Source organism: Candidatus Nitrospira salsa, assembly GCF_965152625.1.
This window is the reverse complement of sequence record NZ_CBCUCO010000002.1, coordinates 416,425-435,501: the sequence shown is the minus strand read 5'-3', so window position 1 is coordinate 435,501 and position 19,077 is coordinate 416,425. Positions and strand designations below refer to the sequence as shown.

The 19,077-nt window shown below is 45.7% G+C and carries 17 protein-coding genes; 11 read left to right on the top strand and 6 right to left on the bottom strand.

The genetic code is table 11. The features are described from left to right. Positions 1-13 precede the first annotated feature (13 nt). From ACWQXP_RS03780 to ACWQXP_RS03765, 4 genes are all read right to left on the bottom strand, one after another. A complete protein-coding gene (locus ACWQXP_RS03780; protein WP_454061509.1) occupies positions 14-628 on the bottom strand; it encodes a superoxide dismutase in 615 nt (204 codons plus the stop codon). A 709-nt stretch (positions 629-1,337) separates the two neighbouring features. Further along, positions 1,338-2,537 (bottom strand): hypothetical protein, encoded by a 1,200-nt coding sequence (locus tag ACWQXP_RS03775; protein ID WP_454061508.1) that lies wholly within the window; start codon positions 2,535-2,537, stop codon positions 1,338-1,340. 16 nt (positions 2,538-2,553) lie between these two features. Next, positions 2,554-3,402, bottom strand: coding sequence for a hypothetical protein (locus tag ACWQXP_RS03770; protein WP_454061507.1), 849 nt, complete (start codon positions 3,400-3,402; stop codon positions 2,554-2,556). A 451-nt stretch (positions 3,403-3,853) separates the two neighbouring features. Beyond that, complete coding sequence (locus ACWQXP_RS03765; protein WP_454061506.1) at positions 3,854-4,393, bottom strand: response regulator; 540 nt, start codon at positions 4,391-4,393, stop codon at positions 3,854-3,856. Positions 4,394-4,684: 291 nt separating this feature from the next. Here ACWQXP_RS03765 and ACWQXP_RS03760 point away from each other — a divergent pair, with 291 nt between their 5' ends. Both ACWQXP_RS03760 and ACWQXP_RS03755 read left to right on the top strand, forming a co-directional pair. Next, positions 4,685-4,918, top strand: coding sequence for a hypothetical protein (locus tag ACWQXP_RS03760; protein WP_454061505.1), 234 nt, complete (start codon positions 4,685-4,687; stop codon positions 4,916-4,918). 868 nt (positions 4,919-5,786) lie between these two features. Further along, positions 5,787-6,959 carry a hypothetical protein gene (locus tag ACWQXP_RS03755; protein WP_454061504.1) on the top strand — a complete coding sequence of 391 codons (1,173 nt, stop codon included), beginning with the start codon at positions 5,787-5,789 and terminating at the stop codon, positions 6,957-6,959. A 194-nt stretch (positions 6,960-7,153) separates the two neighbouring features. Here ACWQXP_RS03755 and ACWQXP_RS03750 read toward each other — a convergent pair whose 3' ends face one another. Beyond that, a complete protein-coding gene (locus ACWQXP_RS03750) occupies positions 7,154-7,354 on the bottom strand; it encodes a hypothetical protein (protein WP_454061503.1) in 201 nt (66 codons plus the stop codon). 701 nt (positions 7,355-8,055) lie between these two features. Here ACWQXP_RS03750 and ACWQXP_RS03745 point away from each other — a divergent pair. Then, entirely contained in the window at positions 8,056-8,469 is a 414-nt protein-coding gene (locus ACWQXP_RS03745) for a host attachment family protein (protein ID WP_454061502.1), read from the top strand. Positions 8,470-8,804: 335 nt separating this feature from the next. Here ACWQXP_RS03745 and ACWQXP_RS03740 read toward each other — a convergent pair whose 3' ends face one another. After that, on the bottom strand, positions 8,805-9,929 hold the full coding sequence (locus ACWQXP_RS03740) for an AI-2E family transporter (RefSeq protein WP_454061501.1): 1,125 nt from the start codon (positions 9,927-9,929) through the stop codon (positions 8,805-8,807). A 487-nt stretch (positions 9,930-10,416) separates the two neighbouring features. Here ACWQXP_RS03740 and ACWQXP_RS03735 point away from each other — a divergent pair, with 487 nt between their 5' ends. The 8 genes from ACWQXP_RS03735 to ACWQXP_RS03700 all read left to right on the top strand — a co-directional run bounded on the left by ACWQXP_RS03735 (position 10,417) and on the right by ACWQXP_RS03700 (position 18,911). After that, a complete protein-coding gene (locus ACWQXP_RS03735) occupies positions 10,417-10,704 on the top strand; it encodes a hypothetical protein (RefSeq protein ID WP_454061500.1) in 288 nt (95 codons plus the stop codon). A gap of 381 nt (positions 10,705-11,085) precedes the next feature. Beyond that, complete coding sequence (locus ACWQXP_RS03730) at positions 11,086-12,099, top strand: TIGR04086 family membrane protein (protein WP_454061499.1); 1,014 nt, start codon at positions 11,086-11,088, stop codon at positions 12,097-12,099. 8 nt (positions 12,100-12,107) lie between these two features. Beyond that, complete coding sequence (locus ACWQXP_RS03725; RefSeq protein WP_454061498.1) at positions 12,108-13,538, top strand: cytochrome B6; 1,431 nt, start codon at positions 12,108-12,110, stop codon at positions 13,536-13,538. Between the two features lie 18 nt (positions 13,539-13,556). Beyond that, positions 13,557-14,087 carry a hypothetical protein gene (locus ACWQXP_RS03720; protein ID WP_454061497.1) on the top strand — a complete coding sequence of 177 codons (531 nt, stop codon included), beginning with the start codon at positions 13,557-13,559 and terminating at the stop codon, positions 14,085-14,087. 232 nt (positions 14,088-14,319) lie between these two features. Beyond that, positions 14,320-15,720, top strand: coding sequence for a BON domain-containing protein (locus ACWQXP_RS03715; RefSeq protein WP_454061496.1), 1,401 nt, complete (start codon positions 14,320-14,322; stop codon positions 15,718-15,720). Between the two features lie 241 nt (positions 15,721-15,961). Further along, complete coding sequence (locus ACWQXP_RS03710) at positions 15,962-17,215, top strand: carbohydrate porin (protein ID WP_454061495.1); 1,254 nt, start codon at positions 15,962-15,964, stop codon at positions 17,213-17,215. Positions 17,216-18,104: 889 nt separating this feature from the next. Then, positions 18,105-18,485 carry a sensory rhodopsin transducer gene (locus tag ACWQXP_RS03705; RefSeq protein ID WP_454061494.1) on the top strand — a complete coding sequence of 127 codons (381 nt, stop codon included), beginning with the start codon at positions 18,105-18,107 and terminating at the stop codon, positions 18,483-18,485. Between the two features lie 267 nt (positions 18,486-18,752). Continuing rightward, on the top strand, positions 18,753-18,911 hold the full coding sequence (locus tag ACWQXP_RS03700; RefSeq protein ID WP_454061493.1) for a YqaE/Pmp3 family membrane protein: 159 nt from the start codon (positions 18,753-18,755) through the stop codon (positions 18,909-18,911). Positions 18,912-19,077: the final 166 nt, after the last annotated feature.

The following is a 19,077-nucleotide window of genomic DNA, read 5'->3' as shown; positions in this document are numbered from 1 at the left end:
CCATCTATCGGCACTAACGAGCACTCTCAACACGCGAGTCAACGACATCCCAGTCAATATTTTCAAAAAACGCTTCGATATACTTCGGTCTATCGGACGGCGCATAATCGAGGAGATACGCATGTTCCCACACGTCGAGAACCAATAGAGGCTGAAAGCCCGCCACATTGCCAATTTCATGTAAACTGACCCAGTGGTTGGAGACTCGCTGATTGGTGGGATTTTGATAACAGATCGCCCATCCTACCCCACGCATTTTTGCGACTCCCATAAAGTCAGCTTTCCATATCTCGTAACTCGGAAAACTGGACTCAACGGCTTTTCGAAATGCTGACTGCGAACCAGGTGCACCAATACCTTGCTTTTTAAGATTCCCAAAGTAAAATTCATGGAGGACCATGCCATTATATTCAAACCCAAGGCGTCGTGTGAGCTCTGAGTACGCCGGCTTTTCTTCTTGATCAATAACACCATCTTTCAAAAATTCACTGATCCGCTCAAGAAGACTATTCGCTTGCTTCACATACCCGCTGTACAGCTTAAAATGCATTTCTAAACTTTGATCAGATATGCCCTTTAAATTGCTCAAGTTAAAGGACTGAGCTTTGTAGATTGTCTGGTTCTGCATGAGTGCTTTCTCCTTAAATGCTGAGAGGGTCATGGCTATGGTGTCAATCTAAGACATCATTCATCTTCTTGAACGGGGGTCGCTTGAACAAACAAGTCATCCCATAGTTATAAAGGAAGCCCCTCCCTTCTTCACAATAGACGTTTTGGGAAAGATCAGAGTGGAAATGTCTACCTCATGAGTGTTTTCTTTCATTGCAGATCAACCATCCCCTAGCTAAAGCCCGCCTATGGACATTCATGCCGTTGATCATTTGCACTAATATCCTGGAACCACTGAATATTTTCTTTCCATCATTCTCGTGTTTGTCCACTTCACCTGTTCCCAAAATTTTGATATGCATTCATGAAGTACAAGCTATGCCTTGTCTGGCCAACATAGTAGCTTGTTCATGTTTTAAACACAGAAGGGGGAGGAGATGCCACACATACTTTCCAAAATACCAGAGCCCGATCAACACAGAATCAAGGTAATATCAGAAAAACAGTTCGAGGATAACTGCTCACGGTGTGGAGGGTTATTAGTCCGCGATTGGTGTGACAATATCTTGGACAGCGGAATGCTGAAAATTCCAATTCAACGTTGCATCCAATGTGGTGATATCATCGACTCAGTCATCTTGCAGCATCGGTGTTTGCCAACCTGTCCCTAATCATACAGCACTGTAGTGAAACTCATGAACCGTGTGACACAAGGAGGGAGGGGATCTCTAAAATGAAGGAAGCCCATCCAGATCGACTTTTACTTGATCGACAATACTTCGTGAACGTAATTCGTTGATAAAGGACTTTGGCTGAACTGGTTCAGGAAGAGAAAGATTGAGGTCGTACCAATCACCCTTGGGCGCGGTTTGGGGAATTCGTATTTCTTCGAAAAATTTCGTAATATCGTGATCATTACTACCATTCTTGAATCGGACTCGTACGCGGCGCGTGACCACTGAAGTGGTGATGACCTCAATGTCATCACTCTTTTCGAAAGATCCCAGAACGTCATCGAACTGTTGTGACTTGGGGATATCAAGATTAAACGAGTACCATCCCCCCACCTGTGCATGTTCTTGCGCTGAAACCTCTTTAAAGAAATTACTTCTTCGAATATCTGCCACACCTTTTTTAAATCGAACCCAAACTGGACGACGCTCCAAGAGTCCCTTCTCTGCCGATACCGGTTTTGTCTCCAGAACCGACGTATCGGGTATCAACGTCTGGACCTGACTAACAGTTTGAATTTCTAAATCATCATGCAACACGTCTTCGCCTTCATGTTTCACCGGAACAACAGGAGTAGTTCCAAGACGGTTCTCAAGCGCCGTCAATTGCTGAAGAACCTGTTGCAACTGCTGTTTCTGTAGATCCACTTGTAAGCTTTGACCGCTCGGAGCATTCATCGTTGAAGAAAACCGATCAACAACTAACATGACCACACCCACAGCCAAAATGACTTGAGCAGCCAGAGCTACCGTTGACCAGTAATTCGAAGGCTTTGTCACCATGTGATGGGCATTCTCAACCCGATCATCATCCAAGGCCTGGACTTGTCGAGGAATGGCCAAAAGATTCGTTAACGTTAGATGAAGCACACTGGTATCGTCTTGTGGTTTCACCCAAAGTTCAATACGATGCTGTCCGACCAGAAATTGAGCAGTCGATGGTTTCAGCGATTCAACAGACAACAGACCAACGGGAAGTCCAGATGAAGAACGAAGTTCAATTGGGTCTGATGTTGCTCCGATTTCAAAGACTTTTTCAGTCTTGACCTGGTCAGCACATTCAACGGACCCAAGACTTTTATCACCAATGAAAACCTGAAGTGATCCAAGAGATTCAGTTCGTCTTCGTTCAGCCTGGTCCAACAATGCCTGAACAAGGTCTTGCTGATACAGGGTCAATTCTTTATGCGGGACCATATACCGTATCCTGCTCCTAACTTTTTGATGATATGAGTCCCGGTTGAATATGGAGGTTCATTTTCAAAGGTTCCTCAGAAAGTTCACCCTCAATCGTCGAACTGTACACCTTACTGAGACATGGGAAACACATCGCCAAATGCCAGACTCGATAGTCTTGGCCATGTCCATCCATGAACATCTCTTCCCATTGATCTTTTGTTTGACAGGGATAATGATCTGGCTCGCTTTTTCGGTAATGAGATTGAAATTGCACAAGTAACTCTTTTGCGGTTTGTGAAACAATATGTGGCTCACTTTCCAACTGTTGTTCTAAATTGGTTATTTGTGGAAGCGTCAACCCGATCTCCTTCATCGTCTGATTCCATCCAGCTCGCCGCCAACGAGTAAAATTTTTGTAAATTCTTTGACTTTGCTCTTCTGCTAACCCAAGTAACTTAATCACCTGAGACGGTGTTAAGGCATAAAAGTGCGTAAATTGAGCAATGAGTGCATCCCGACTGACCACCGCCTTCGAAGCCAGACCATCAATAAATGTCTCAAGCGCGGTGCCGGGCTTATTATTAGGAACAAAAGAGGTTGGCTGGCTGAAATATTTTGCGACATAGCTGTCCAAAAGGAGAGTCGGTCGACACGGAATCTCGGTACGTGCATACAAAAGAAACCGTTCGACTAATTCATACCCCAAGCGTAAGGCTAATTTCTCATGGCTTACATTTTCAGTCCAATCATCCGTCTCTCTGAGAATTTTCTTAGAATACGTACTCGCTCTCTCTAAGAGCATGGGCATTGAAGCTCGGATAAATTGATCATACTCTTCTTCCGTATTAATGATGAGATCTGTGGCAGGGTTTTGAGTATCCATTTGTTCTGATAACACAGGTTGATTAGCGGTCAAAAGGTATTGGATTCTACAGAGAAGCTTTGAGGCAGGCAACCTGTGGAACAAGAATGGCGGTAGAGGAAAGAAGATGTAAACCTTATAAATCGTCATGAAATCAACAACTTACTAACATTAAAATCTCATGCATAGAGTGAGAAATGCAGTTCGAGCAACTGAAAGAAGATAGCAGGATCTTTCACGATCTCTCGTTGCAAAATCTGGAGGATTAACGGGAGTCAAGAATGGAAAATTATGAACTGGCAAAAGAATAATCGTTCATGAATTAATAGACGTCCAATAGAACGAATCAGCCTAGAACACAATGTCGCTTCTCAATTTCCTTTCGAGTATTCATTAACTTCTTTACACACAACATGGCCACTAGCCAGTCTCAAGAAGCCAACAATACGAAAGCACGTCATGTTCTTCCTGCTCATGAATGTCGCACCCACTTATCTGCCGTGGCTTCTGTAGAAATCGAGTTGAGATGTCGAGACTTTTGTCGCTTTAAAATTTGGCGTTCAGCCTCAAACCAATCTTCCCACTCTCCACCACATATGTGTCCTCTTTCTTCGAAAAGCTTATAGGCTAGTTTTTGAATTTCCTTATGAAAGAACGAACGAATCGTGGCCTCTACTTGTCCTGCCATAAGCGGAGCTCCAGTTCCTTGTGGTCCGCCTATAGCTTGATCAGCCCCCCGACGCAAGGCTTCCGGAACCGCACTCCGAACTGATGCACCTGCGATAATTAAGATTCTCCCAGTAAACCCCTGACGCCGCAACCGTTCTACAATCTCAAGGCCATTAGGATCAGCGACATACAGATCTATAATAATAACTTGAGGATTAGTCTCTTGCACGAGAGCACATACATCTTGTCGATGAGGAGGCACAAGCACTTCATAACCATGTAGACTAAGATGCTCTATCAGTTCATTGCGTAATTGCGGCTGGTGTGTCACGATCATAATCATAAAAGGACCTCTGCTCCCGTGAGAATTTCAGCGGATATTGCTTGCACTCATCGAAATAAATACTCAGGTGTTGACGAAATCAACAACATCGTACACTCAACACTTCAAGAGTTCTTGATATGCCTTGATCGTTTATTCTATTAAAGAACCTATGAACTTCCTACGGATAAAAGTTCTTTTGAGATCAAGGAAATGTCCGAGTTTCTTCATGACCTGAGGTAAACTTATATATTTTAATAATCTGTTGTATTCCTCATTGTCGATTTTACAGAGTTCATAGGGAAATAATGCATGATACTTCAACAATCCAAAAACAAATCGTCCAAACTTAAAGATGATGATTCTCCAATACAAGAACCACCGAATGATCCAAAGAAACCACCTGTCAAACCACCCAAGCCTTCTCCCCAAGAACCACCAGTCGAGGAACCGCCCACACCTTCACCACCTGATGAACCACCAATGGATGATCCACAACCAATTGGTGACCCACAGCCTACGGGTCGACCGATGATGATGTACTAGCAATTATGAATGGCATGAAATGTGCCGTAAGACCTGTCCGCAAGTGTGGTCAAGGATACGTGCAAGGATATGTTTGACTACCGATTGTCATGAGGAACTCTTGAACAGAATGATTGAGAACGAGAGATTCCAAGACATTTATTGGGTAGCCCATCACGAACAGGGAGGTATTGCTATGAGTCAGGACTATTGGGTGCCCGACACAATCAAGTTATTGACTAGCTAAAACAAGGAAATTTGTTGAAGGAATCAAGGACTTTTATGAAGAAAACTCCGCAGCGCAATAAATTCGAATCCACTGATGCGAAAGCCTGCCAATCTAAGGATCGTCCTAGACAAGGCGCCTTGAACGCCATAAGGGCTTCACTCAGAAAAACCTTCGAACGCACTTACAAGAGGGATTTATTGAAATGTTAGGCAAAGGGGTCTTCTTGATGTCGAATGTACGGCCTAGATCACGGTGAGGACCCAATAAACTCGGTTGGGGAACGCGCGCCGTCCGCATCGGCGATGTTTAGCGCCTGGGCGCACTCCCCCTACTGCAAGCTGGGATCGGAACGCAGCGTTGGGCTCCAACACGCCATGAAAGCGTATGAGTGGAGCCGGGAACGTGGGACAAGTGTAGCTAAGCGTTGCCGGAATTCCGCCGGGTCATGACGAGAAGGGTGGTCCTATCCCGGGATGGGGTTTTGAGTTAGAGGACGACCTCGCCGGCCGAATTTATTCGGGCAATGCGATTCGCTAACACGTGGATTCGTCCGAATAAATTCGAACCTACAAAAGCACCATGAATTCAAAACACGTGTTTCCGGATGCGCTCTGGTTAACTAAGTTATTCCGGCATGTAAAATCTTTAAGGATCGAACCCATGGCAGATCGCTACATAATTGGAATCATGAAAGCTGCAGTCAATTCGGAAAAGGAATTCGCGTTGGAGACTACCGTCGAGGCCGCCATCGAAACGTTCAAGCAAACGCTTTCCGAAGAACTACAAATCAGCGTTACCACATTCAGCTTTTCCGGTCCGCACCTCACACCCGAATCGGGCGCCTACGCCGCGCTAGATTTTCTCCGTCTGGGTTTGAGCGAAAAAATCGAGCGTAACATCGATTTTCTGCTGATCGTAACCGAAGTCGATCTTGCTGCATCCAAACTCTCGTTCGCCCTGGCACTACCCAGTCAGCTAACGAATATCGCCGTCATTTCCACGAAGCGATTGGAACCGGAATTTCGGGTCGAACAAAGTCCAACCTGCGCGTCACCCAATCGGTTAGCTGCGTTGATGCTGTACAGCTTTGGCCGCATTGTAAATCTGTCACGCGTGCAGGACCCCGACAACGTGATGTTTGACTTCAAGAATGTGGAAGAGCTTGATACCATGGCCAACTTCACACAGCAACAGCGCGAAACCGTTGTCCGTAACCTGCCCGTTGAAGCCCGGGAGCGAGTCAGCAAGCATGACAAGGGTCAATTTAGTTTCATTCTGCGGGCGCTTGCGATCAACAGTCGCGGCATCATGACCGGCATTATACGGGCCAATCCGCTTAGCCTGCTCGCTCAATTGCCAACCATGGCAACAGCGGCCATATCCGTGTTGATTTTCCTATTCTTCACACCGGATATGTGGGATGTCGCCAGCACCATGGAAATGTACCAGTTGGTTATTTTTTCGCTACTGACAAATATTGGGGCTACATTGGCCTTGTATAAAACCTTTGCGTTCGGGCCGATCCTCAGTCGAGACCGCGTCGTGTCGGAATCCGCTGTGGTCACTGAAGCGGTCGCGATCGCCAGTCTATTTCTAACCATGTTGATCGTCAACCTGGGATTCCTTCTGCTAGTCTATGTCGCGATCATCAGTATTTTTCCGTATCGTCTGATGGAGACCTGGACAACGGTTCGACCAGCGACGGGCTTGCTGGCTCATCTGAAACTGAGCTTGTTAATTGGTGGGCTGGCCTTATTGGCAGGCTCGCTGGGTGGCCGCGCTGATAGCAAGGATTTGATTCGTGCCGTTCTGTTTACCAAAGAGGAATCCTGATGAGGAATAGGAATATTACAAGGCATTCTTGAGTGAACAGAGAACGACCAATGCCCCCATTGCAGGGGCAATATGCGAACATTGTGTCTGCCACGCGTGAGTACACACTGCGCATAGGGCCAGACTGGCCCTTTTGCCAGGGATGATGTCCAACCGGATGCTCGCTTATGGCGTGTGAGAGGGAGAAAAGGACCCTATCGATATTTGTACCGGAATCCAAGGAGGAGATTAAACTGTCTGCTTTGCATGAACGCGTCGAGGTAGGCTGTGCCCATTGGTGGGGCGCGGGTGGGCCATCCCAGATGGGCGGAAGTCTTGACGATCACTGTGGGATCTTCGATAGCCGCCAGAAGCATCAAGGCAAAGACGCGCTTGAGTATTTGGGCCCAACTCATGCAAACCCGTGTTAAGGCTAAGAGAGAGATCGCCATCCGCATCGGTGATGTTCGGCGCCTGGGCGCACTCGCCTAGCTAATCTGGGATCGGAGCGTAGCGTTGGGCATCAGCACGCCATGAAAGCGAATGGGATGAAGCCGGGAACGTGGTACATGCATGTCAAACCTATATTGACGAAATGTTGGCAGTGTCAGCTATAGAAGGCATTCGATATACGGTCATCGTGGCCGGCAAAGATCAGAAATAGTCACTTTTGTCATTCAGCGCAAACTTGAAGCGGCAGGCGTACTCTCGTATCAACTGTTGTTTTTCGAAAGGGAAGACAGTGGGAGTTTCATTTGGCTCATCAATTTCTTCCGGCCCACGCAATGGTGTTGGCCACTGCGCAGGACCTTCCGACATTAAAGGACTACTGAGAAGGTCGAGATAGTGAAGTAAAGGATCATGCGAACCTCTACCATATAGCCTAAAACCATACACTTGGATACGTTCAACTGAGGAATTTAGGAGAAAATCCTAAATCGATATAACCCCCAAATGGCCAGTATAAATAAAATTGTTTAACTGGAATGTTCTGATTGGGTTGACCAGACCATATTTAATTGTCGTAGGATGGTGACAACAATCGTTGTACGCTTTAAATATGTTGGCTCAATGAAGCGAACAGAATATTAATATTGAGAGGGGAAGGAAATACCTAATGAGTAGCACGAATATACCGAAAAACACACTTGTAGTTGTAACAACCGGCACAGAAGCTAAAATTTTCCGTAATCAAAGCGACTCAGGGGATATCAAGCTCCGATCTGATGGGGGTCTGACTCCCAAGAGTTTAGCTGATGATGGACCTTCTGGTAATCGCCCCAAAGAATCATCTCCTAGTGAGACGGACGAGGCAACATTCTCTAAGCAATTGGCGGAACATCTTTATAAGCTCGCCCACTCAGGAAAATTCAGCCATCTGGTTCTCATGGCCGATCCTGAAACTCTAGGTGAACTTCGCCCCATACTGCACCAGGAGGTATCCGATAAAATCGTTTTAGAGCTTAATAAAACTCTGGTTAACTCTTCTACTGAAGATATCGAGAAATCGCTCTGCGCTGCGATCAAATAACACTGACTGTATTTCAAGTCAGTTCATTTGCAACAAAATAAGTCAAGACTTGGGTTCGTAATTCTTTGATTATTTGATCCTCCCCACAAAATCAGACAAGGGGTTAAGCTGTCTTGGACTTACCTCGCCTCCATGGACACTCGCCCTGACACACCGGCCACGGTGGGCACTGGACCGACCAACTATTTTCAATCTTATAACAGCATGCGCCGTCATCAGACATTGAACCGGCAAACTCCTAATGCCGTACATTTTTCTGATCTCAAGGCACAGCTGGTGCGAAAGGAAGGGCAGAAATTTCACTTAGCGAACTGTCCAAGAATCAAGGTCCACTTCTAGTTCTCTGCAGCCCACTGCTTAAGACGAACGAACACGACTTCTTGAAACAGAATCTTGACACACGCAGTCAGAGGGATGGCTAAAATCAATCCATAGAGACCTCCGACGGCTCCTCCGATAAACACGACTATTAAAATGGTCACCGCGCTGAGTTCTGTTGACTGGCTCTGGACAAAAGGCGTTAAGACCCAGCCTTCAAGAAGTTGAACCACCCCGTACACCACGGAAGGCCAGAGTACTACCGCTGTCCAATCAAAACCTGGGGCTCCAGAACCGGTCGTCATATCGAGATATTTCAACAAGACTGCCAATGGCCAGCCCAAAGTTGCTCCATAGGGAACGATGCTAAAGAGTCCGGTTCCAATTCCTAGAAGGAACCAATACGGCACATCGACGATTAACCAGCCAATCGACAACATGGCACCCATTAGCACGGCAATCACAAGACGTCCTCGAAAAAAACTCCCGACTGCATGGTCCATGCGTTGCACGATTTCCAATATACGATCTTGACGACTTGAAGGGACATATTCTTCGATATGTTGAATCATTGAAGGGAAGTGCCAGGCAAAAAAGAAAAAATATATTGGAATCAGAGCGGATGAGATTAGAAAATAGGTTGTCGCGCCCACGACACTCCCTAAAAAACCAAACGCTTGACTCGTTCCGGTCAATGCCGCCTTTATCAGCGACATGGCGTTCATTTTTAGGGTAGATACTGCATCTTGAAGCTGCTCCCGTGGATGCGCTACGTCAATATTGTACTGTTGCGCCAAATTCTCAAGATAAGATGGAGCCTTCTGCGTGAGGGTCACCACTTGTTCTTGGACGATAGGACCTAACCAACCAATTAATCCTGCCCCAACAGCAATTAATAAAACAAACAATAGCGTAATCGTTAGAGGACGAGGAAAATGCCAGCGCGTTTGGGTGTAGGTAATCAGAGGACTAAAGAGATAAGCAAAGAGTAACCCGATGAGAACAGGCGTGAAAATACTACGGAGTGCATAGCCAGCCCAGAGAACAAAGATCAGCACCCCGATCACAAAAAGATCACGAACCGGAGTGATTTGCCAAAGGTGTTTCTCCGCGAGAGAGGTTCTTGAATGAGATTCAGGCATAAAGGTCAGGAGGGTTCCTAAATGTAAGGATCATTGAGCGCGCATAGTCAAGACCTATGACCTGAACATATGGCCGTCGAATAAAAGCATGTGCAAGATACAGAAGCATATGCCTCTTAATAACACCATACCGGATTGAGATGAAATTAGAAACGGACGATATACAATCTTTTACATTGTATATGTATAGGACACACAAACATGAGCTCCTCTCCGCTGTTGACTAAGACTCGTTGGCACATCACTAATACAATACAATGTCCAATAAATACTACTGGCTTGCATAAGAAAAGTCGGACAAAAGAAATTATTACGAGTCGTCTGTTTCATAAAGTCATAGACTTTTAACATGTTCATAAAATCTATTTGTCCACTAGTGAAGATAAAAGAAATGATGCAATATAAAAAATCATGAATGAGCGCTCTAGGGAACGACCTTTAAATTCGACCGTCTACTTCAAAAACTTTTAGTTTATCTTGAGGGAATATGACTGATTCAGAAAAATCGGCATTAATCACACCATGGATTAATCCAGAAGAGAGAATCACCGTGGACTTTACTGATGCTCGGGACCTAAATGCACAAGTGTCGGGATGCACTGAACATGTTGTCCATTTAATATTTGCGGACTCGTTTCCGCATATGAAAGACAAAGTATCAATTCCCTTAAGAAATGTTGAAGTAGGAGAGGACCAGAATCATTACACTCGAGATCCTAAAACTCCCCTGCAATGGCGGCTTCGCCTTCGGGTAGACCAAACACGTCCCGAATAAACAGAAAACCTCATGAAAAATCAAGGGGGACACCGTCGTGATCAGATTCAGCCAACCTCCTGCTGACGTATTCCCCAGCAGGACCGTTGAATGCGACAGTTGTGGAGTTCTTGATACGACAAAATGACATTCCTTCTCTACCCTGACGAATCACTGCCGCACACATCTTATTATCCCTAAAACTTTCCTCAAGAATCACTGATACGCACACGGACAATACAAGTTCGGCCTTCCTCCATTTGTCCACTAACCCTCCTTTCAAAAAGGTGATACCTTGAAAGTAGATTGCAACCGTTATCATGATTCCTCTGAATCACCTCTGCAGAAACCACAAGAACCGACCACCTAAGGATACTATTCATAAATCAGGAGGATTTCCCAATGGATATATTAACAAGAGAGCCTTATCGCGACGACCAACCAGCAATGGTACGACGGATCTCATGGGCAGCTATCTTTGCCGGACTTATTATCGTTCTTATTGTTCAGCTCTCTCTCAGCTTACTTGGCATCGGCATCGGCGCTAGTACGATTGATCCCTTGATTGATGAAACCCCCACGGCTTCAAGCTTCAGCGTCGGGGCAGGTATTTGGTGGATCGTGACCACAATGATTGCACTGTTGCTTGGTGGGTGGGTCGCAGGGCGACTTGCAGGAATGCCACTTCGAACTGATGGACTGTTACACGGCCTCATTACTTGGGGAGCAGCCACCCTTGTCACAATGTACTTATTAACCACGACAGCGGGTAGTCTTCTTGGGGGCACCTTCGGGCTTGTCGGTAATGCCCTGGCCGCCACAGGACAAGGCCTGTCTGGTTTTGCGCCCAGCATCACAAACGCAGTCACGGGTCAGATGGAACAAAGCGACGTCACCTGGAAGGATATCAAACAGGAGGCACAAATCCTCCTTCAACAAACAGGGAAAGAGGAACTTCAGGCTGAGAACCTCTCCAATGAGGCGGAGGCAGTAGCCGCAAACGCGAAAGTTTCGGCTCAAGATGCTGCAAGCAAACCTAAACAAACTGATGAAGAACTACTGACCATACTTGATCAGGTGATGCGTAAGGGGAAAGACGTGTTTTCAGAGGTGGATCGCAAGGCAGTCGTTAATGTTTTAGTCGCGAGGACGAATATGAGCCAGCAGGAAGCTGAACAAACTGTCCAACGATGGAAAGACACATATGAAAAAGCCGTTATCAAATATGATGAATTCAAAGGTCAAGCTCAGGAGAAAGCTCGGATAGCAGCCGATGCTACAGCTGAGACCATTTCTCAGGCATCCCTCTGGACATTTATTTCAATGCTATTCGGAGCTGCAGCTGCAGCTATTGGCGGATTCATGGGTACTCCACGGGATATTATCGCACCCGTATCGTCACCGAATCGAAATTGAGGAGAAACATGATGTTCAAGCATTGTTTAAACAAGACCACCTGTTTTGCTGTAGCCGCGACGGTTATCATAAGCATGACGACGCTCGGAGCTCAACAACCCCTTCTCGCCTCCGACGCCAGAGACAGCCAAGCATCCGATACTCGCTCACTTTCCAATGATAAATTCATGGGCAAGCCCATGGTTGATGCGCCCAAGCCGCTTGACCCTCTTCCTCAAAAGAAAGAGGTGATGGCCAAACATATGAACACAATCAATGAGCGTTACGAATTGTCAGGTCGCACTCATCCAACTGTCACGATGTCGGGAGGTCGTAAGCACATTCCTGTTGGTCCAACAGCAAAACTTAAAAAAGACGTGACTTGGGAAAAACTGGCCAAACTGTCACCTGAGGAAATTAAAGATCGTAAGATTTTCCCTTACCCACCCCTATGGTTTCCCCTCCAGAAGGTAGGAGGCTTTATTTTCCCTGATCATCAAATTCAACAGATGGATGGGCTAGAGCGAGTCGATGCTGGTCATGATTTGCCGATAACGTATCTTCCAGAGTTTCCACCTCCGCTGTTTCTCGTCGGACGACCTGACTTAGGTGATGTCAGCAAAGGACAGGTCATCTCCACTGAAAATTTTGAAGCCATCTTTGGCGATAAAGAGATCTTATCTCCTCGACAAAAAGAAGGACTTCGACTCTTGCTCAAAAAAATTCCTGCACAACGTCACAACGTTACAGCTGATCGTTCCACCGCACAACCCGTCGAGGGTGCGGCCTGTATGGACTGTCATATCAATGGACATACCTCTGGCGCATTTGAGCTGACTCCCGATGTTCGGCCACAGAGTGAGCGTTACCGTATCGACACCATCTCGATGCGTGGAACATTCGCCCAAGACCGCTTAGGGTCTAAGCGAGGCCTTCGATCTCTTGAGGACTTCACTCAAAGCGAAGGGGCCACGGCCTACTTTGATGACGTGTTGGCCAAAGCAGCAGAAAAAGGTGGTCGGTTTTTTAGTCGTGAAGAAGCCAGTCATATGGCTCGATTTCAAAACATTGTGGATTTTCCTCCTGCCCCGAAACTTACGGTCGAGGGTTCACTGGATCACGCGAAGGCGACAAAAGCTGAAATTCGAGGTGAGGCAGTCTTCATGAAAAATTGTGCGAGTTGTCACACAGCTCCATTTTACACTGACAACAGTTTGCACGATTTACAAGTTGAACGATTTTACGATCATGTGGGATCGACATCAGAAGGAAAGCCAGGACGTGCGGAAGGTTTGTTTAAAACATTGCCCTTACGAGGAATCAAAGACTCCCCGCCCTATCTCCATGACGGACGATTGCTCACGTTAGAAGATACGGTGGAGTTTTTCAATCTTGTTCTTCAACGAAAGATGACGACTCAAGAGAAAAATGACTTGGTAGAATTTCTCCGTGTTCTTTAATTTCGAATGGATAACAATATGGAAGTGTTGGTTGAACTCACAATCGTGGCTGCTATGATAGCCTTCGTCGGTCTACTCGGTGTTCTTGTGAGCACCATCATACAAGTCAAAAAAACGCTCGTTCAGGCTGAGCACCTTCTTGAGCATCTCAACAAAGAGACACCATTATTGCTCGACAATCTCCACGAAATAAGCCACAATGTGCGTGGCGTGACCCATCAGACTCGCCTGGGAATAACCCATGCTATGGTGCTGGGCCACGCCATCGGAGATATCGGGGATACCGTGAAACGGATGCACGTGGCGGTGCTAGATCAAGGAGAACGACTCTTCAACACTTTTGATGCTGTTACACGAAGCATCAAAAGTGGATTCGAGCCAATACCACCTCAAGACAGGTATGAGACAAAGACTTCTCATGTAGATGACCAACCGAAAAATCCAGTAAAAAGTATGGCACAAGCATATCTCGTGATGGTCATGACTCGAACATTGACTAAACTGATCTTTGGGGAAAAACCTGAGCGAAACAGGGTACGGCAGCCATAGCAAACATTGGAGTCAAATCCCCAACGTAGGTTGGGATGAGTAGTGGGGTTAGGTCAAACGCACTCAAGTGTGTTATTCGAATTTCGCGAACACATGAAGTACGAATACCTACGACCGTTGCAATAGCTCTTTAGCTCCACCCTCTTCATTTCCTCTGAAAACTATATGTATTGAACGATAAGTTCACCCTCACCTGAGAAGTATAGTATCCATTAAAGATGCGGCAAACCCTATGAACGTCACACACTACTCGCGACTTATCCTTGTTTGCATTTTTGGCCTTTTGATCATCTCGTCACAATTTATTTACTCTCAAGAGCCCGCTGACCAAAATGTTACTCCATCAGAAGCCGTGCCACAGGACCCTTCACCAGAAATTTCTGTTGGGCCAGGCAAAGTCGAGGATGAGTTAATCAAAGCCCGACTCATCGACGTCTATCAAAATATTCCAGCACTCGCCAATGTTGACGTTTCAGTGAATGCTGGGGTGATTCAGCTATCCGGCGAAACTCTTTCAAAAGACGCCCATCAACAAGCGCTTGAACTAGCCAAACGGACTGAGGGTGTGGTCAGTGTGACCGATAACATCGCGCAAAAACGAGATATACAGAATCGACTCTCTGTTGTTCAAGAAAAATTGTTCATTCAATTGAATGAACTTGTTTCCATGATTCCTCTCCTGATTATTGCGATCTGTGTATTTCTTCTCTTTTGGTTTCTGGCCTCTTTTATCAGCAACTGGAGTACTTTTTACAAAAAAGTCACTCCGAATGTGTTTTTACAGTCATTGGTAAGGCAAACGGTACGTGGCGCCATTCTCTTTATTGGTTTCATTGTTATGCTTGAAATTTTGGACGCCACGGCCTTATTGGGTACCATCGTAGGAGTGGCCGGAATCATGGGGCTCGCAGTCGGATTTGCCCTTCGGGACACGGTAGAAAACTACATTGCAAGCCTCTTGCTAAGTCTTCGGCAACCATTCCGCCCACTCGATCATGTAGTTCTAGAGGGGTACGAAGGATTAATCATGAAGCTCACGTCGAGGGAGACTATTTTAATGACCCTAGACGGAAACCATGTACGCATTCCTAACGCAACTGTCTACAAAGGCATTCTTCTCAACTACTCTCGCAATCCCAAACGCCGGTTCACCTTCGAAGTCGGAATTGACACAGCTGTCGACATTGAAGCGGCTCGCCAACTGGCTATTAAGACATTACGACAAACACCTGGAGTGATTGCAGATCCACCCATTCGCTGCTTCGTTGAAAAACTCGGCGATTCCAATGTGGTGCTGAAAATATTGGCATGGACGACGCAAGATCAATTTGATTTTTTAAAAGTGAAAAGTGAGGCTATTCGTAATGTGAAGGAGGCCTTTGATCTTGCAAATTACGAGATGCCTGAACCCATTTACCGTCTCAAAGTACAGGGACTTTCTCATATCGATGCTCAGACCATGTCAGACCATGGCCCCCCACAAGAACTAAGCAAGGAGAGTGCCCCACCACAAACTGATCCATCCAGGCCCATTGCCGACGTGTCCAAAGATCTTCATATGATTGCACAAATCTCGACTGATAAAGAACAGACTAAAAATACTGAAATAGATTTACTCGCTTCGGAAAAGTAACTCTGCCTGCAGAGCGCTTATCTACGTTAAGCATGGTCCTTCGGCACCAAAGCTGATGTATTTTCTCGATTGCATAGCTGTTCCGTCAGGGACTAAAAAACTGAGAAGATATCCACGACCCTGCATCATCACATGTCTGTTCATTTCTGTTTGTAACAGTCTCTTCCCTGGATTATCTCAAGCCTCTCTCGAATCAGATGAGGCCTCTATCATTGATCACTGGGGGGCTATTCAATCATACATGAATGAAAAAGGTGTCATCTTTCAAACCATCAATACCAATGATGTGATGGCCAATGTGACAGGGGGACTTGATCGAAACACTGCACTCATTGGTGACCTCGATTTAATACTCGTGATTGATGCCAAAAAACTTTTAAACTGGGATGAAGCCACATTCTTTGTGTATGGTTTGGGATTATATGGCAATGATCCCAGTAAGAACGTTGGCGATATTCAGGCCGTAAGTAACATCGCGGCTCCCAATGACTGGAAACTATTTGAAGCCTGGTATCAGCAAAATTTCCTTCAACAACGCTTCTCATTATTGGCAGGGTTGTACGACGTAACTTCTGAATTTGATGTCATTCGATCATCCTCGGAGCTATTTCTGAATGGTTCATTTGGCACAGGTCCGGAATTCGCCACAAGTGGGATAAACGGCCCCTCCACCTTTCCTACAACATCCTTGGCGATCAGAGGACAAGCGATTCTCAGCGATGACGTCATCATTCGTGCCGTTCTTGCTGATGGCGTGTCAGGAACCCCCAACGACGTCACTGGGACACAAGTCAAATTAGATAGAAAGGACGGCCTACTTTTAGCCACAGAGCTTGCCTACTATGATCAACGAGAGAGAAAAAAAAGAGATCAACAAAAAATCCTCAAGCAACGTCCATTTCGTCTAACCTTTCAACGAGTGGGTCGGGCTGCTCCAATCGTCTACCAAGCAAAGTACGCTATTGGACTATGGGGTTACACCACAGACCTCAATGATCTCAGTGAAGTCGACCTTTTAGGAAGACCACTGAAACGGGATATGACTTACGGAGTATATGGTTTCGCAGAGAAAATCGTTTATCGGGAACCGCAGGATCGAGAACAGAATCTCACACTATTTACTCGAATCGGCTTTGCTGATCCTCGGGTGAATCGTTTCTCTCAGTATTATGGCGGAGGTATGGTCTACCGCGGTCTCCTGCCCAATCGTGAGAATGACGAGATTGGGATCGGTGTCGCTGCCGCATTCAATAGTAGTCATTTCGAGAGAGCACAGCAGAGATCTGGAAACTCAGTTGATACTGCAGAAATAGCTGTAGAAATGACATACGCGATCAACGTTCGCTCTGAAATTATTATCCAACCTAACATTCAATACATTATTAATCCTGATACCAATCCAGCCATTCAAAACGCGTTGGTCGTCGGTGCACGAGTGGAATTCAACCTCAATTGGTTCGAAGGTCCAACCACATCCGTGGAAATTCAAAAATAAATATGACATCTCTGTTGTTAGTTCCGTAACGTACGGAGCTTTTCTTTATCTTGGACCAAGACCTTATCCTAGATGTTTCCGGAATATTTGAATGACTTCTGTCCTGGAAGGTAATTCCCGACACACAATCATTTTTAGGGATGAAACAACTGCTCAAGCGACGGGTGTGAGAGACTCAAACAAATTAGACATAATGATAGAGCGAGTAAGTAAATTGTCCATAGAGAACACTCACTTTCACTTGCTACGATGATGATTCAACGTACCCAGAGATAACCCTCGGCACATGCGGACATGTGTCGAGAGTAAAGCGAACCAATTTTATAAAGGAGATTATTATGCCTATACTTTTATGGTTACTCGGCGTGCCATTGAGTTTAATTGTTGTCTTGTGGCTTCTTGGGGTAATAGCCCTGTAAGTGCTCATCAAGAAGGAACGTTCTGAACGTGCGCAGCTATTTAGTGGCATAGAACTATCAAGTCGACTAAACAATAGTGGGGCCATCAGCACTGATGTCCATACACCTGTTGATTTTTGGAGGTGGAGTGTAGAACTGGTTCATGCCCTGCGAGCATAAACGAATGGCAATAAAGTATGCTGAAACACCAACGGCCAAGCCGGACAGCTAATAGGGCATTGAATCAGCAGAATCGGATATTCTTAAGTAGCTCAGCACCAGAAGCGTGGAACAGTATTTCTCATCGTTTTTGCTGACCGGTTGACTATAACACTGAAGGCGACAAGAGAATATGTTTCTCGTCGTTTTTAGACTCGCATCTGACATAGATCCATGATTTCAAGAATCATCAAGGCCTCTAAGTTCTCTTCTCCTTGGGGATGCAATAACTGGGTAATAAAATTGAAGAAAGTTTTTGGAGCACAAATTCTATGAGCAAACCACATGGAGCTAAAATCTGGGCTATACCAGAAGGCTATATTCCTAGTTGGGGACATGGCCCTGAGCCTCAATTCACGAGTCATGAGACAGCATGCATTCTTAATACAGGAAACCAAGATGCCCAGGTCACTATTACGATTTACTACTCTGATCGTGAACCAGGTGGACCCTATCACATCGTCGTGCCAGCACGACGCACGCAACATGTGCGGTTCAATGATCTCAAAGATCCCGAACCGATTCCACTCGATACCGATTATGCCAGCCTTATCGCCTCCGATGTTCCGATCATCGTGCAACATACACGATTGGATTCCCGTCAAGCTGAAAATGCACTTCTCAGCACAATGGCATTTCCTGTGTCATCATGAACCACCCATACACCATTCTACTGGGTGGTAGGCTTACCCTCGTCACAATCTCAGACCCGCTTTTGTCGCTCATTAATTAATTGCATCCATGACAGTCGTGTGTACATGCAGATTAAATATTGATCATGATCCTTTATAGGATATCCAGTGCAGAGTTCAAAAAAATGACAGAAAGCGCGATTGGCTCACGATCCACTCTTAAAAAAAGTAGATGAGTGGATAGCCAAGTCTGCACATATTTCCTGAAAATTAGAAAGGATAATAATCATGGACGTCCTTCGTGTGCTCCTCTCAATTTTATTACCGCCTGTTGGAGTGTTTCTTCAGGTTGGTTTTGGAGCACAATTTTGGCTAAATATCCTGTTAACTTTACTAGGATATATTCCTGGAATTGTTCACGCCGTATGGATTATTGCAAAACGATAGTCTTTCGCACATTATCACTTGCACTATTCTCTGGCGTAATGGCATCGACGATGTTTTAGATTGCGATACGTATACCTCGATTCTTATTGAACCATGGACCCTGATCTTATCCTTACAGTATGTGGACTTTTCATTATCATCGTTACGGTTCTTCCGTTCTGTCGCG